Annotated in this window: 18 protein-coding genes and 3 riboswitches; of the genes, 2 read left to right on the forward strand and 16 right to left on the reverse strand. The window is 30.8% G+C overall.

Annotated elements, in window-relative coordinates; translation table 11 throughout:
* Positions 1 to 17 precede the first annotated feature (17 nt).
* The 7 genes from CLMAG_RS34360 to CLMAG_RS34365 all read right to left on the reverse strand — a co-directional run bounded on the left by CLMAG_RS34360 (position 18) and on the right by CLMAG_RS34365 (position 2,883).
* A complete protein-coding gene (locus CLMAG_RS34360) occupies positions 18 to 164 on the reverse strand; it encodes a hypothetical protein (protein WP_139264105.1) in 147 nt (48 codons plus the stop codon).
* A 40-nt stretch (positions 165 to 204) separates the two neighbouring features.
* Positions 205 to 1,431 (reverse strand): BglG family transcription antiterminator, encoded by a 1,227-nt coding sequence (locus tag CLMAG_RS30855; RefSeq protein ID WP_082831954.1) that lies wholly within the window; start codon positions 1,429 to 1,431, stop codon positions 205 to 207.
* 44 nt (positions 1,432 to 1,475) lie between these two features.
* Positions 1,476 to 1,667, reverse strand: coding sequence for an HTH domain-containing protein (locus CLMAG_RS30860; RefSeq protein WP_082831955.1), 192 nt, complete (start codon positions 1,665 to 1,667; stop codon positions 1,476 to 1,478).
* Positions 1,668 to 1,678: 11 nt separating this feature from the next.
* On the reverse strand, positions 1,679 to 1,951 hold the full coding sequence (locus CLMAG_RS30865; RefSeq protein ID WP_082831956.1) for an HTH domain-containing protein: 273 nt from the start codon (positions 1,949 to 1,951) through the stop codon (positions 1,679 to 1,681).
* The gene (locus CLMAG_RS32500; protein WP_161486985.1) at positions 1,920 to 2,084 is read right to left on the reverse strand and encodes a hypothetical protein; all 165 of its coding nucleotides are present in this window, start codon (positions 2,082 to 2,084) and stop codon (positions 1,920 to 1,922) included. Before CLMAG_RS32500 ends, CLMAG_RS30865 begins: the two co-directional genes overlap by 32 nt.
* A 149-nt stretch (positions 2,085 to 2,233) precedes the next feature.
* Positions 2,234 to 2,725 carry a PTS transporter subunit EIIC gene (locus CLMAG_RS16000; protein WP_066624560.1) on the reverse strand — a complete coding sequence of 164 codons (492 nt, stop codon included), beginning with the start codon at positions 2,723 to 2,725 and terminating at the stop codon, positions 2,234 to 2,236.
* A 26-nt stretch (positions 2,726 to 2,751) separates the two neighbouring features.
* Positions 2,752 to 2,883, reverse strand: a complete 132-nt coding sequence (locus CLMAG_RS34365; protein ID WP_278330768.1) for a hypothetical protein — start codon at positions 2,881 to 2,883, stop codon at positions 2,752 to 2,754.
* 110 nt (positions 2,884 to 2,993) lie between these two features.
* On the opposite strand from CLMAG_RS34365, the gene CLMAG_RS16005 reads away from it, so the two are divergent.
* Together CLMAG_RS16005 and CLMAG_RS16010 are read left to right on the forward strand one after the other, a co-directional pair.
* Positions 2,994 to 3,296, forward strand: coding sequence for a hypothetical protein (locus tag CLMAG_RS16005; protein ID WP_066624563.1), 303 nt, complete (start codon positions 2,994 to 2,996; stop codon positions 3,294 to 3,296).
* Between the two features lie 69 nt (positions 3,297 to 3,365).
* Complete coding sequence (locus CLMAG_RS16010) at positions 3,366 to 3,992, forward strand: DNRLRE domain-containing protein (RefSeq protein WP_066624566.1); 627 nt, start codon at positions 3,366 to 3,368, stop codon at positions 3,990 to 3,992.
* A 133-nt stretch (positions 3,993 to 4,125) separates the two neighbouring features.
* Here CLMAG_RS16010 and dapB read toward each other — a convergent pair whose 3' ends face one another.
* The 9 genes from dapB to CLMAG_RS16055 all read right to left on the reverse strand — a co-directional run bounded on the left by dapB (position 4,126) and on the right by CLMAG_RS16055 (position 14,004).
* On the reverse strand, positions 4,126 to 4,887 hold the full coding sequence (dapB, locus tag CLMAG_RS16015) for a 4-hydroxy-tetrahydrodipicolinate reductase (protein ID WP_066624572.1): 762 nt from the start codon (positions 4,885 to 4,887) through the stop codon (positions 4,126 to 4,128).
* A 4-nt stretch (positions 4,888 to 4,891) separates the two neighbouring features.
* Complete coding sequence (gene dapA, locus CLMAG_RS16020; protein ID WP_066624574.1) at positions 4,892 to 5,779, reverse strand: 4-hydroxy-tetrahydrodipicolinate synthase; 888 nt, start codon at positions 5,777 to 5,779, stop codon at positions 4,892 to 4,894.
* Positions 5,780 to 5,819: 40 nt separating this feature from the next.
* Positions 5,820 to 6,815 (reverse strand): aspartate-semialdehyde dehydrogenase, encoded by a 996-nt coding sequence (locus CLMAG_RS16025; RefSeq protein ID WP_066624577.1) that lies wholly within the window; start codon positions 6,813 to 6,815, stop codon positions 5,820 to 5,822.
* 88 nt (positions 6,816 to 6,903) lie between these two features.
* Positions 6,904 to 8,109 carry an aspartate kinase gene (locus CLMAG_RS16030; RefSeq protein WP_066624579.1) on the reverse strand — a complete coding sequence of 402 codons (1,206 nt, stop codon included), beginning with the start codon at positions 8,107 to 8,109 and terminating at the stop codon, positions 6,904 to 6,906.
* A 17-nt stretch (positions 8,110 to 8,126) separates the two neighbouring features.
* Entirely contained in the window at positions 8,127 to 9,434 is a 1,308-nt protein-coding gene (gene lysA, locus CLMAG_RS16035; RefSeq protein ID WP_066624587.1) for a diaminopimelate decarboxylase, read from the reverse strand.
* Between the two features lie 123 nt (positions 9,435 to 9,557).
* Positions 9,558 to 9,711: riboswitch (Lysine riboswitch) on the reverse strand.
* A 98-nt stretch (positions 9,712 to 9,809) separates the two neighbouring features.
* Positions 9,810 to 9,983: riboswitch (Lysine riboswitch) on the reverse strand.
* 158 nt (positions 9,984 to 10,141) lie between these two features.
* Complete coding sequence (locus tag CLMAG_RS16040) at positions 10,142 to 10,804, reverse strand: methionine ABC transporter permease (RefSeq protein WP_066624589.1); 663 nt, start codon at positions 10,802 to 10,804, stop codon at positions 10,142 to 10,144.
* Positions 10,797 to 11,834, reverse strand: a complete 1,038-nt coding sequence (locus CLMAG_RS16045; protein WP_066624593.1) for a methionine ABC transporter ATP-binding protein — start codon at positions 11,832 to 11,834, stop codon at positions 10,797 to 10,799. Before CLMAG_RS16045 ends, CLMAG_RS16040 begins: the two co-directional genes overlap by 8 nt.
* Positions 11,835 to 11,975: 141 nt before the next feature.
* Positions 11,976 to 12,830, reverse strand: a complete 855-nt coding sequence (locus CLMAG_RS16050; RefSeq protein ID WP_066624596.1) for a MetQ/NlpA family ABC transporter substrate-binding protein — start codon at positions 12,828 to 12,830, stop codon at positions 11,976 to 11,978.
* Between the two features lie 19 nt (positions 12,831 to 12,849).
* Complete coding sequence (locus tag CLMAG_RS16055; RefSeq protein WP_066624602.1) at positions 12,850 to 14,004, reverse strand: pyridoxal phosphate-dependent aminotransferase; 1,155 nt, start codon at positions 14,002 to 14,004, stop codon at positions 12,850 to 12,852.
* Between the two features lie 238 nt (positions 14,005 to 14,242).
* Positions 14,243 to 14,355, reverse strand: a riboswitch (SAM riboswitch).
* Positions 14,356 to 14,542: the final 187 nt, after the last annotated feature.

A 14,542-nucleotide genomic window follows, 5' to 3' on the forward strand; every position in this document is an offset into this window, starting at 1 on the left:
GATTCTTTTGGTTTTTCTTAAAATTCTAATTCATTTAAAATATTTATGCCAGTATGTTTATTGCTTTTTAATGCATCAAAATAGCTATAATCATCTATTTTTTCATATAGCTTCTTTACTATACTCTTCATTTTTCCTTTATCTTTTTCACTTATGCAAAGCATAAATACGAATTGAACATATTCTGTGCCATTTTACAGGATGCTATAATACCGTTAGAGCAATACAGGACTCCTTAACGTTTTCTAGATTTCCATGTGGAATTGCTATTCCTTTTCCAACTTCTGTTGACATCATATTTTCTCTTGATATTACATCCTTTTCAAATTGACTATTTATATATTGTTTTTCTATTAGAATTTTGCACATATCATAAATAATTTCTTCTCTTTTATTAAACTTTTTACTTCTATAAAAAATCTCTTTTTTTATAGGCTTTTTTTCCTTTTCATTTGTTTTATTTAAGTTATTTTCAATATATTTTTCTATTTTTTTAGTATCTTCTTTTGTCATAAGTGGGCTTATAAGTAAAACAGGTTTATTTATATCTATAGGTACTGTTGATATTATCATTTCCGTCTTATCTATTAGTTCCTCTTTTATATCTACATAAGATACAATACCTATGGTTTCTATCTCTTTAAAAGACCTCTCTAATCTAGCGGAAACCAATTGTGAAGTTCCAATGCCACTATGGCAAATAACTAAAGTTTTTATTGTTTTCCTATTTCTTTCAGCAGCTGCACCGATATGAATAGCAATATATCCAATCTCCAACTCTGGAATTTTTAAATCTAAATATTTCTCAAATATACTATTACACATCCAAGCCATTCCAAATACTTCTGGGTAATTACTTTTTATTTCCTCTAACATAGGATTTTTTAAATTCAATCCATATCTTAATCGGTTAATAGTTGGCCTTAGATGCAATATTAATCCATTTAAAAAAGCTTTATCTTCTGCAAGCTCAATATTTAAAGAATTGCTTGCTAATTCTATCATGTCTCTAGCTATTTGTTCCTCTAATTTTAATTCCTCAACTTTATTTAACGGAAAATACTCTAAGTCTTTTTCCTGCATTTTACTTCCTAATATATGAAGGGTTATATATCCTGTTTCAGGTTCAGGAATCTTTATATTAAAATGAGATTCTAGCTCCTTGCTAAGCTCTTTTGCACATTCAAATGCTTTAGTAGTATATATATTATTAAAAACTTTTTGTGAAAGAGTAATATCATTTCCTTCTTTAATTCTTTTTATACATATTGCAATGTGCATCAATAAGCTTATATATGCTTCTTGAGAAAATGAAAAATCCATACTTATTTCTACTTTAGCTATTAATTCTTCTAATTTTTTATAATCTATATTAATTATTGATTTAAGCTGCTCTTTCGTTTTATAATCTAGTCTTCCTTCATAATCCACATAAGATGATTGCTGTTGCTTTTCTAAATTATTAATTTGAAAAACTAACTCTGAAATGGCTCTTCTATAATCATTTTCTTCCCCTTCAATCTCAATACCTTGATTCCTTTTTTTATTAAAATCAAATTAAAATCTGCAAGCCATCTTTGAACTTCTTCCAGATCTTTATGAATAGTAGTATTTGATACAAATAATTCCTCTGCTATTTCATTAACAAATACCCTCTTTTTACTCATGAATAGCTTTCTTAATATAGTAAACTTTCTTCAGAAGAATATGGTTCTATATAATTATTTCTATTTGTAATTGCTTGTAACAGATTAATTTTATTCTCTTCAGGTCCATTAACACTTATTCCTACCCCTGCTTTTTTTAAAAGAATTAACCCATTTTCCTCTATGATTTCCTGTACTTTTTCCAGGTCATTTCTAACAGTTTTATTTGATACATTAACTTTTTCAGCTATTTTATCAATGGTTATACTTTCTTCACTTTTTAGTAATACTTTGACAATCTCCATTTTTATGTGCAGAGATAGCCCAAGCTTCTCCTGCCTTATCTGTTGGTATATCACAATTAAAGTATTGCTTTAATCTTGTACCACCCCAGACTCTATACTTAAAAACAAGTTCTAATCTAATAATTCTGTTCATAATTTACCTTCCTCTCTATTATAATAAAGCTACTACTGTAATAACTGATTAATATTTAATATAATTCAGTTATCCTAAAAATGGAACTAGCTTCCCAATGTTGTATGATTGTGATTGGAAAGCTAGAATAATATTCTATTTGTTTTTCTTTAAGTGATCTTCAATGCTTTCATAAGGTTACTTGTAGGTGCTCCGACTATATACATAACTATACCTACTGCTAAAGCGCTTAGAAGAGGAATTACAAATATAGGCATTATTGCTCTTATTTGTGCTGGAACTTTCCATGATTTTATCCACTTTGCTGTATAACCCGCTATAAAACCTGCTACAATACCACCTAAGAATCCTGCTCCGATTTCACTAGCTAATGCTCCGCCTACAAGACCTGGCGCAAGCCCTGGTCTATCTGCTATACCAAAAGCAATATAACCAGCTAAAACAGGAACCATTAATCCAAAAGCTTTGGCTCCAATATTCATCATTTTTATCAAAATAGGATTAGTAACGTTTGCACCTGTTCCTGCTTTTACTCCACTTAGGGCAATAGATAAAACTATCAGTACTCCCCCTATTACAATAATCGGTATCATATAAGATACTCCAGTCATTAGCTGAACTTCTGATATTTTTCTTTTCACCTTAGTCAATCCTTAATTGATAAATTTTAACGAATTATAGGCTTCGATATAATTTCAGGCATTTCTACACTTGATATAATTGAATTTTCTATATCATTATTTTTATTTAGTTTTTCTATATATACAATCATTAATGTAGAATAAAAACTAAATATCATTATATATATTCTTTTAATCAATTTTGCATACTAAATTAGTAACAAATAAGAACGAATATCATATGCTATTATAGAGAAATTCAAAAAAAACATAAAGGGGAATGATTTTTATGGCAACAGTTTTAAATAAAGAACTAGATTTAACTTTGAATCAAACTAGTGACGGTACTCTAGTTACCACAATAGTAACTGCAGAAGGAGTATCTGCTGATTATGATTTTACAGTATTAGTAGATGTCTCTCTTGTTAGACAAAGTGCGCCAGCAGTAACCGAACACTATTTTGTGGCTAACAAATATACTGCAGGAAGTTGGGTAGGAACAGATACTTTCCACCTTGCAATTACTCCCGCTACATCAGACGCAGATACCGTAACTGCAAAAGCATATGGTTCATATTCTAAAATAAGCTAGTCAATTTAGAAGGGTTTGAAATTTTATGTTTCAACCCCCTAAAGATAAATATTTCTAGAGGTGTTATGTATGCCTTGTTTAGATATTCCTGCAATCAAAAGCTTAACAATATCAAATAAATCTCCAAATGATAATATTAGCGATATATATATTGGAACTGAATCCTCCATTAAATATATAAGTTACTTATATTTTGATATATCTTCAATCCCAGGAAACATAAAAGATATGCGCGCAACTTTGGTTCTATTCAAAAAACCTATATCACATGGTAAAGATAACAATTATAACTATAATTCCAGTAATTATGACAATCATAATATGAATAACACGTATGTGGGTGAGTATATAATATATCCTTTATCAGAATACTTTAGTAAATATACAACTTATAGTAATAGACCTGAATATGTCTCTTCACTACACAAAAGTTTTTATACAAATGAAAAAAGCATATGCGAAGAAATAGATATAACTCCTATTGTATTTAATTGGATAAGCGGAAAAGTTCCTAATAAAGGGTTAATGTTTAAGGGTGGAAAAAACACTAAGAATTTATTGAAATTCTTTTCAGTTCTAAATAAAGATATCACCGAAATACCCTTCATAAAAATATATTTCAAAATAGAAAACCATTTTCCACTAATAACAGAGCTAAATTGTACTTGTTCTTTTTTTCCTGTGATAAAAAAATAAAGTTTTATTTAAATATTAATCTCTTTAACCTATGTTTTAACCAATAAACAGACATTACTCGTACTAACTTTTAACATTAAAAAAGACTAGTAAACTGCACAATAAGCAATTCACTAGTCTTTTTTAATTATTTTTAATCAAGTTTAAGTACATCCTTCATATTGTATAAGCCTTTATCTTGCTTAGCAATAAATTTAGCAGCCTTTATTGCACCTTGAGCAAATACAGCCTTTGATGTTGCAGTATGTTTAATTTCTATTACCTCATCCAATCCTGCAAATATAGCAGTATGTTCACCTACTATAGTACCTCCACGAACTGCATGGATACCTATTTCCTTTTTAGTTCTCTTTCCAACTTGTCCTTCTCTTCCATATACAAACTCTTTGGAATTGTTTAACTCATCATTTATTTCATTTGCTAGCATGTATGCAGTTCCACTTGGCGCATCGATCTTTTTATTATGATGCTTCTCTATAATCTCTATATCAAAAGTTTCATTTAAAACAGCTGCTGCTTTTCTAACTAAATTTGTTAATAAGTTGATTCCTAAGGATGTGTTTCCTGATTGGAATATAGCTATCTTTTCAGAAGCTTCTTTTATTTTCCCTAAATCTTCAGCAGATAAACCTGTTGTTGCTATTACAAGCGCTGTTGATGTTTTAGTTCCATATTGTAATAGGCCTGGTAAACTTCCTGGATTAGAAAAATCAATTACAGCATCAGCTTCTTCTTTAGAATCCAGTATATTAGTATAAACAGGGTAGCTATTTTTACATCTCTCTGGATTTTGATCTATACCTGCAACTATTTCTGCATCTTCCATTTCGCCTATTATTTTAGTTAGCGTTTGTCCCATTGCTCCATTACATCCATTAATTATTAGCTTTAACATAAATTTACCCCCTTAAGTCAATACCATATTCTTTCATAAAGTTAGCTAATATCTTAACGTTAGCCTCCTCCATGTCAGTTAATGGTAATCTAAACTGTCCAACATTCATTCCCATAAGATTCATTGCTGTCTTAACAGGAATAGGATTAGTTTCTATAAATAAGGCACCTACTAGTCCGTTCATTCTAAGCTGTGCTCTTGTTGCTTCTTTAACATTACCATTTAAGAATGCCATAACCATATCATGAGTATCTTTAGGTAATATATTTGCAACTACAGATATTACACCTTTTCCTCCAAGTGATAAAACCGGAAGTGTCATATCGTCATTACCACTGTAGATATAAAAATCTTCTCCACATAGTCTAGCAATTTCACCCACTAAGCTTATATCTCCACTGGCTTCTTTTATAGCTTTTATATTTTCTATTTTTGATAGTTCTAATACTGTTGTAGCTTTAAATCCAAAGCCAGTTCTTCCTGGAACATTGTAAAGAATGATAGGTAATTTTACAGCATCAGCTATAGCCTTATAATGTGCTACAGCTCCCTTTTGTGTACATTTGTTGTAATAAGGAGTAACTATTAATAATCCATCAGCTCCTACTTCTTCTGCATATTTACTTAATTCTATTGAATAAGCAGTATTGTTGCTTCCTGTTCCAGCTATAACTGGGACTCTCTTGTTTACTCTTTTAACTGCAAATTCTATAGTCTTTCTTCTTTCTGCATCTGTCATAGTTGAAGATTCACCTGTAGTTCCGCATATTATTATTGCGTCTGTACTATTCTCTATTTGCCAATCTATTATTTCACCCAATTTTTCATAATCGATTCCGTTCTCTGTATATGGGGTGACTATAGCCACTCCTGACCCTTCAAATAAACACATAATAATTTCCTCCTAATTCTTTACATTTCTTTATTATTTTTTATAGATCTTTAAGTAATACCTCTGCAATCTGAACTGCATTTGAAGCAGCACCTTTTCTGATGTTGTCTGCAACAACCCATAAATTTAAAGCGTTATCTGAGCTGAAGTCTCTTCTAATTCTTCCAACAAAAACTTCATCATGACCAGCTGCATCTATAGGCATTGGATAAACTAGATTTTTTACGTCATCCTTTAAAACTACTCCATCAGCGTTTTTATATAGTTCAAAGATATCTGCTAGTTCAAATTCTTTCTCTAGTTCTACATTAATGCTTTCACTATGTCCATAAGCTACTGGAACTCTAACTGTAGTAGCTGTAATTTTTAAATTATCATCGTGAAGTATTTTCTTAGTTTCATCTACCATTTTCATTTCTTCTTTTGTATATCCGTTTTCTAAGAAAACATCAATGTGTGGTAATAGGTTACCTGCTATAGGATATGGGAATTTCTTAGGTGCGTTTCCTTTATAACCTTCATATAAATCATTGTATCCACCTACCCCTGCACCGGATACAGCTTGGTATGTTGAATATATAATTCTTTTTATTCCATATTTATCTTGTAAAGGCTTTAATGCAACCATAGCTTGAATTGTAGAACAATTTGGATTTGCAATTATCCCTTTATTCCATTTGATGTCTTCAGGATTTACTTCTGGTACAACTAGTGGTATTTCAGGATCCATTCTCCAAGCACTACTGTTGTCTATAACAACTGCACCATATCTAGCAAAAACAGGCGCATACTCTTTGCTTACATCTCCACCAGCAGAGAATAAAGCAAAATCTATCTTTTTATTCTTAATATTATCTTCTGTTAGCTCTTCTACAACATACTCTTTACCCATAAATTCTACTTTACTTCCTGCAGATTTCTTTGATGAGAAAAGATATAAGTTATCAATAGGAAAATTTCTTTCCTCTAATACCTTTAAAAATGTTCTTCCTACCATTCCAGTTGCCCCAACTATACCAACATTTGCTTTTTTCATTCCAATCACCTCATATATAATATTTTTTTATCATAATACTTTTTATAGTATAATTAACTATTAATAGCCCCTGTGATTAAGTTATATCTTATAAATTCAATGCTTTAGCTAAAACTGTTACTGCTTTTTGCTTATCCTGAGCATCTATTGTGTAGGATATACTTATTTCAGAAGTAGTTACCTGCTTAAATTCAATATCGTTATCTGAGAATATGCTGAATATCTCAGCTGCAACTCCAGCTTGCTTCATCATACCTATTCCAACAACAGATACCTTAGTTATATTTGAATCCTTAGATACTTTAATTCCTTCTATTACTTCTTTAAGCTCTTTAGTTATTTGATCAATTGTCTTTTCATCTTCTTTAGATGTAGTAAAAGAAACATTTACATATCCATTGAATGGAGCTGTTTGACTTATCATATCAACATTTACATTATATTTTGCTAATCTTTCAAATACCAATGCTATATTTTTAGAGTTTTGTAGTACGTTATTAACCGTAACCATTAAAACATCATCGCTAATTGAAAGACCTGTTATTGCTTTTCCTTCCATTGTTTCATCATACTCCTTTATATAAGTTCCCTTAGTATTTCCGTGACTTGATGCTACATAAATAGGTATTTTATATTTACATCCTATTTCAACGGCTCTTGTTTCCATAACACCAGCCCCAAGGCTTGCCATTTCCATCATTTCTTCATAGCTTATATTATCTAGCTTTTTAGCATCAGGCCAAACTCTTGGATCAACACTATATATTCCTTCAACATCTGTATATATTTCGCAAGTACATTTAAGCTTTGCAGCTAAGGCAACAGCTGTAGTATCAGACCCGCCTCTTCCTAATGTTGTTATATCTCCATTTTCGTTTATACCTTGAAAGCCAGCAACAACAACTATTTTGCCATCATTTAAGTGTTTTTTAACATTTTCGATATCTATATCAGAAATACGATTTTTTGTATGAGCACCTTCTGTCCTTATTCCTGCTTGAAACCCTGTCAATGAAACAGAGTCAAACCCAAATTCATGAAATGCCATTGACAACAAAGAAATTGATACCTGTTCACCAGTAGATACTAGCATATCCATTTCTCTTTTATTTGGATTTTCTGAAATCTGCTTCGCCATATCTATAAGGTGATCTGTTGATTTACCCATTGCAGAAACTACAACTACAACATTATCCCCCTTTTGCTTTCTATCTATTACCTTTTTAGCAACAGCTTTTATTTTATCTATAGTTCCTACAGAGGTTCCTCCATATTTTTGTACTATTGTATCCATATAAGCTTCCTCCTCAATTAAAAAGTATATATTATATCATTCTTAATAATATCTTCATAAGTTTCTCTTCTAACCGCTAGCTTTGCTTGCCCTTCTTTGACAAAAACTGCTGCTGGTCTAGGAATTCTATTGTAGTTACTAGCCATGCTGTAGTTATAAGCACCAGTAGTTAATACTGCTAATATATCTCCTCTTTCAACCTCTGGAAGCTCAATATCTTTTATTATAACATCTCCAGATTCACAGCATTTTCCTGCAACAGTATAGGTTCTTTTATTTTCTGAATAAAATTTATTTGCAACTAGTGCCTCATATTTTGCATCGTACAAAGCTGTTCTTGGATTATCTGTCATTCCTCCGTCTATAAAGATGTACTCTCTACCTCCATAAGTTTTTTTAGTTCCTCCTACCTCATAAAGAGTAGTACCTGCATTTGCAATTATTGATCTTCCTGGTTCTATCATTACCTTTGGTATATTTAAACTTAATTTTTCGCTTTCCTCTTTAAGTATTGAAAGCATATTTTTAAGACAATTACTTAGATCAACTGGCTTATCTCCTTCAAAATAATATACTCCAAAGCCTCCACCTAAGTTTAATTCTTCTGTAATAAATCCACATTGTTTTTTCACTTTGTCTAAAAACCTAAGCATTTCTGAAACAGCTGCATAAAAGGATGTTGCTTCAAAAATCTGAGAGCCAATATGGCAATGAAAACCCTTTAAGTTAACTTTTTCACTGTTTTGAAATTTATTTATTACTTCTATCATATCTTCACTAAATATAGATTCTCCAAATTTAGAATCATCCTTTGATGTTTGAATATATTCATGGGTATGTGCATCTATACCTGGATTTACTCTTAGTAGTACATCAATTTTTTTATCTAATCCCTCACATAGGTATTCAATTAATTCTAATTCTTGTCTGTTATCTACTATTATTCTTCCTACCCCAGCTTCAATTGCCATAGTAAGCTCCTGCTTTGTTTTATTATTACCGTGCATATAGATTCTATTTGCAGGAAACTCTGCCTTTAAAGCTGTATACAGCTCTCCTCCAGATACAACATCTAAAGATAATCCTTCTTCTTTAATAAGCTTATAAATTGCTATATTTGAAAATGCTTTAGATGCATATATAACTTCAGTATCAACACCATCCGCTACGAAATTTCCTTTAAAAGTTCTGCAAGTATCTCTAACTAATTGTTCATCTATTACATATAGAGGAGTTCCAAATTCTTTTACTAAATCATTGGTATTACAGTTTCCTATTTCTAAATGACCTTCATTATTTATATTCATTGTTCCAAATAATTTCATCTTGCCATCCTCTTTCCATTTAAATTTCATTTTCTGAATCTTTTTTATATTTTTTAAAGTAAAAAAACAATCACGAGCAAAAGGTACTCATGATTGTTATATATAACATCACCTTTTGCCCTAATATGATAAGCACTCCTTTAGAAAATTGGGCAATTTTCTGAAGACAGTACCATACTTATTCAGTATAATCCCAACACATGATCTATCTCATGCATTTCGGCAGTTGACCCTTTCCTAAAGAGTACTAATGACAACTGCAACCTCTATATCATATCGCATATATTAAGTTTGTTCTTTTCTAAGTAATAAAAAACAGTCACGAGCAAAAGGTACTCATGACTGTTATATACAATAACATCGCCTTTTGCCCCAACATGATAAGCACTTCTTTAGAAAATCGGGCAACTTTCTGAAGACAGTACTATACTTATTCAGTATAATCCCAACACATGATCTATTTCATGCATTTCGGCGAGTGACCCTTTCTTGAATGTTCATTTAAGAAAACACACAATACTAATGACAACCGCGGCCTCTGTATCACATTGTATATATTCGTTTTTTAATTTGCATTTACTATGTTTTAAAGTATATCAAATTAAATTACCGTAGTCAAGCACTTTTTGAATATTTGATTGACAATATAAATTTTATACAATGATATACATAAGTTTTTGCATAAATATTAACCCAAGTCTACTTTATTATTTTTTATAAAACACTAATGACAGTCTATCTCCTACAAATTGTATAACTTGAACTAGTACTATCAATATAACTACTGTAGATATCATTACTCCTGTTTCATATCTATAGTATCCATATCTTATAGCTAAGTCACCAATACCACCACCACCTACAATTCCAGCCATAGCAGAGTATCCAACTAAACTTACTAATGAAACAGTAACAGATCTTATAAGACCCGGGAGTGCTTCTACGATAAGTACGTCCTTTAAGATTAAACTCATTTTTGCCCCAGATGCAATAGCTGCTTCTAAAACACCTTTATCTACTTCACTAAAAGAACCTTCTGCAAGTCTTGCGAAAAAAGCTATCGAAGCAATAGAAAGTGGAACTGCCGCTGCTTTAGGACCTATACTTGTACCTACAATAATTTTTGTTATTGGTATTAAAAGTACTAAAAGTATTACAAAAGGCAGCGAACGAATAATGTTTATAACTATTCCTGCAATATTATTTATTATTTTATTTTTATAAAACAACTCATTAGAAGTCAAATATAATACTAAACCTATAATTCCTCCAATTACAATTGATAAGATCATAGCTATTCCTATCATTTGGATAGAATCTATGAAAGATTTTCCTAGCTCTCTTCCTAATATATCTAAAGTACTATCCAATCTTTTTCACCTCTTTTTCAAAGGAATAAATTTTATCAACCTGCGACACATTGCATCTTATATAATTTTCTGCTTTTCTTATTTCTTCTGTGTCTCCTGTAATATTAATAAGTAGTATACCTAACGGCTTATCATTTATATAATCAATTTTTCCATGAATTATACTTATATAAACTTCAAACTTTTTCGATACCTCTGATATTAAAGGATTAACACTTTTTTCGCCTTTATAGTATATTTTAAGTAATTTTCCTTCTTCTATTAAACCTTCTACTCCTCGAGGCAATTCAATATTCAGATTTTTATGAATTAATGATTTTGTAACTTCATCCTTAGGATTTGCAAAAATAGAATACACATCATTAACCTCTACTATCTCTCCTCTATTCATTACCGCAACTCTATTAAATAATGATTTTGCCACTTCCATCTCATGAGTAATAAAAACAATAGTTATTCCGTACTTTTTATTTATCTCCTTTAGTAACTTTAAAATTTCTTGTGTGTTTTCAAGGTCTAACGCTGAGGTTGCCTCATCACATAATAATATTTCTGGATTATTGGCTAAAGCTCTTGCAATTCCTACTCTCTGTTTTTGCCCACCACTTAGATTAGCAGGATATGCCTTTGCTTTATCCTGTAGATAAACTAACTTTAATAATTCCTCTACTCTATTTTCTATTTTATCTTTAGGATAATTATTAGCCTTCAAAGCAAACTCTATATTTTGGTAAACAGTCTTACCACTAATTAGGTTAAAGTGCTGAAATATCATTCCAATCTTTAATCTTATTTGCCTAAGAGCTTCCCCTTTTAATTCTGTAATATCTTCGTCATTAATAAATATCTTTCCTTTAGTAGGTTTTTGAAGCAGATTTATAGTTCTAACCAAAGTACTTTTTCCTGCGCCACTTAAACCTACAATACCGAAGATATCACCTTTATTTATTTTAACATTTATATCCTTAACAGCCTCCACATTGTTTCCTTTTATATTAAAAAACACGCTAACATCCTTTAACTCTATCAATAAACTCACCTCCATTAAAACTATTAATCATAATTTTAGTATCTATGGGGTTTCTAGGTGGAAAGTTGACTTATACTCCAAAGTATAGGTTAACTTTCCACCTAGAAACCCTTGTATAATGCAGTTCCGTTAGACATTTTTTTACTTCTTATTAACATACCATTCTGGCTTGTCAAAAGCTTTGAAAATTCCATTTTGATCTTCAATAACAGTTCTAAAATCTGCAGATTCAACAGCTTCTTTTATATCTTTTCCTAAGTCTTTGCTTAAATCTTCAGTTCTTACAGCAACTACATTTTTATAATTTTCACTTAGCTTTTCTACCTTTAATGCTTTAGAAAAATCTAACCCAGATGCAATTGCATAATTTCCAGTAATAGCAGCAATATCTACACTATCTAAAGTTCTTGGAAGTTGAGCTGCCTCAGTAATAACAATTTTTAAATCTTTTTTATTCTCAACAATATCACTTTCAGTAGCTTTGGTCTCATCTATGTTATCCTTAATTTTTATTAATCCTTGTTTTTCTAATAAAATCAAAGCTCTTGCTAAGTTTGATGGGTCATTTGGTATAGCAACCTGTGCTCCAGTCTTTAAATCATCTAAAGACTTTATTTTATTTGAGAATATACCCATACCAGCTGTTGGTACAACTATTACTGGTGACAAATCTAGTTTATTATCCTTTGAGAATTTTTGTAAATAAGCTGTGTGTTGAAATAAATTCGCATCAATTTCTTTATTAGCTAGAGCCTTATTGGGTTGTACGTAATCACTAAATTCTTTTGTTTCTACTTTATAGCCTTTTTTCTCTAGAACTGGTGCTATTGCCTTTCTAACCATGTCGCCATAAGGTCCAGGACATACTCCAATTACTATATTTTTGCTATTTTTTTCAGGTGTAGCTGTAGTTGTTTTACTACCTGAGCAAGCTGAAAATCCTAAAGTTAATGTTAACGCTAGTGTTATTCCTATAATTTTTTTTAATTTATTCATTATTTATTCCTCCTAATATTTAACTATTTTTTAATTTTTTCAGTCTATTAATCGCTTCGATTAATGTTTCATCTTTTTTTGCAAAATGAAATCTTATATAATTATTTACATCTTCTCTAAAGAAACTTGATCCCGGAACAGCAGCCACACCAATTTCTTTTGCCATCCACTTACAGAATTCATAGTCATTGTCCCATCCGAATTCTGATATATCAACTAAGACATAATAGGCACCTTCTGGATCGAAGTATTTTAGTCCAATTTCATCTAATCCATCTAGGAACAGTTTCTTTTTTCTCTCATAAGTATTATTAAGTTCATCATAATACTCCTGTTCAAAATCTAGGCCTGCACAAGCTGCCTTCTGTAGAGGTGCAGCTGCTCCTACCGTTAAGAAATCATGTACCTTCTTGCAGTTATCTATAACCTCTTTACTTGCAATAACGTATCCAAGTCTCCAACCTGTTATAGAATATGTCTTGGACAAGGAACTACAGCATATTGTTCTCTCAAACATCCCAGGAAGAGAAGATAAATAAGTGTGTTTATTAGGTTTAAATATTATGTGTTCATAAACCTCATCTGTGATCACATAAGTATCATACTCTTTTGCAAGCTCGCTTATATATATAAGTTCTTCTCTAGTAAATACCTTACCTACAGGATTTGATGGGTTACATAAGATTAATGCCTTAGGCCTTTGTTCAAAAGCCTGTCTTAATACTTCCTTATCAAAGTTGAATTCTGGAGGTACTAAAGGTACATACATAGGTTCTGCTCCTGCTAAAATGGCATCTGCTGTATAATTTTCATAAAATGGTGAAAATACTACTACCTTATCCCCTGGATTGCATACAGACATCATAGCTACCATCATAGCTTCAGTACTACCACAAGTTACTACTATGTTTTCATCAGGGTTAATGGGTATTCCCATAAATCTTTCCTGTTTTTTTGCTAATTTTTCTCTAAACTCTTTTGATCCCCAAGTCACTTCATATTGATGAGGGCCTTTCTCTGCGGCTTCCTTTAAGCTACCAATAAGTTCTCTAGGTGGGTCAAAGTCTGGAAAACCCTGTGAAAGATTTACTGCTCCACAATCATTAGCTATCCTAGTCATCTTCCTTATTACTGATTCAGTAAAATAGTCTAATCTGTTACTTAATTTTTGCACTTTACATATCCTCCTTTATAGTTGACGTAAATAATTAATAATTAATTGCAAACCCACTTCTTGTACATATTATTCATATATTTTTACTAGGTTTTATCTTTGTCTGATAACTGCTCAATCTAATACTCTCCTCTTAAAAACGAGAGTAAAGAATTTAGGTAAGATTAAAAGGCTGTTTTTCTTTAAATAAGAAAAACAGCCTTTGATTACAAAATTTTAATTATGTAACAAGCTACTTTTCTTATCTATCAAAGTAATTTAAATTACTTTGTAGGAATTGACACCGCTACATATTAAAATGCCGGTTGTCGGGCTTCATAGGGCCAGTCCCTCCACCTCTCTGGATAAGAAATTTATACTATATTAAATTCCTAGCAAACTTATTTGATTTAACTAATATTATATTAGCTTTCTACTTCTATGTCAATATATATTTTAAATAAATTCCTTAATTTAATAGTAACAGTAATGAAAATTAATAAAAAGCTATTGATTTCCATGTAAAATAATACTATAATTTAATATATATTAATATTTA

Origin of the sequence: Clostridium magnum DSM 2767 (assembly GCF_001623875.1) — a bacterium.
GTDB lineage: Bacteria > Bacillota > Clostridia > Clostridiales > Clostridiaceae > Clostridium_AM > Clostridium_AM magnum.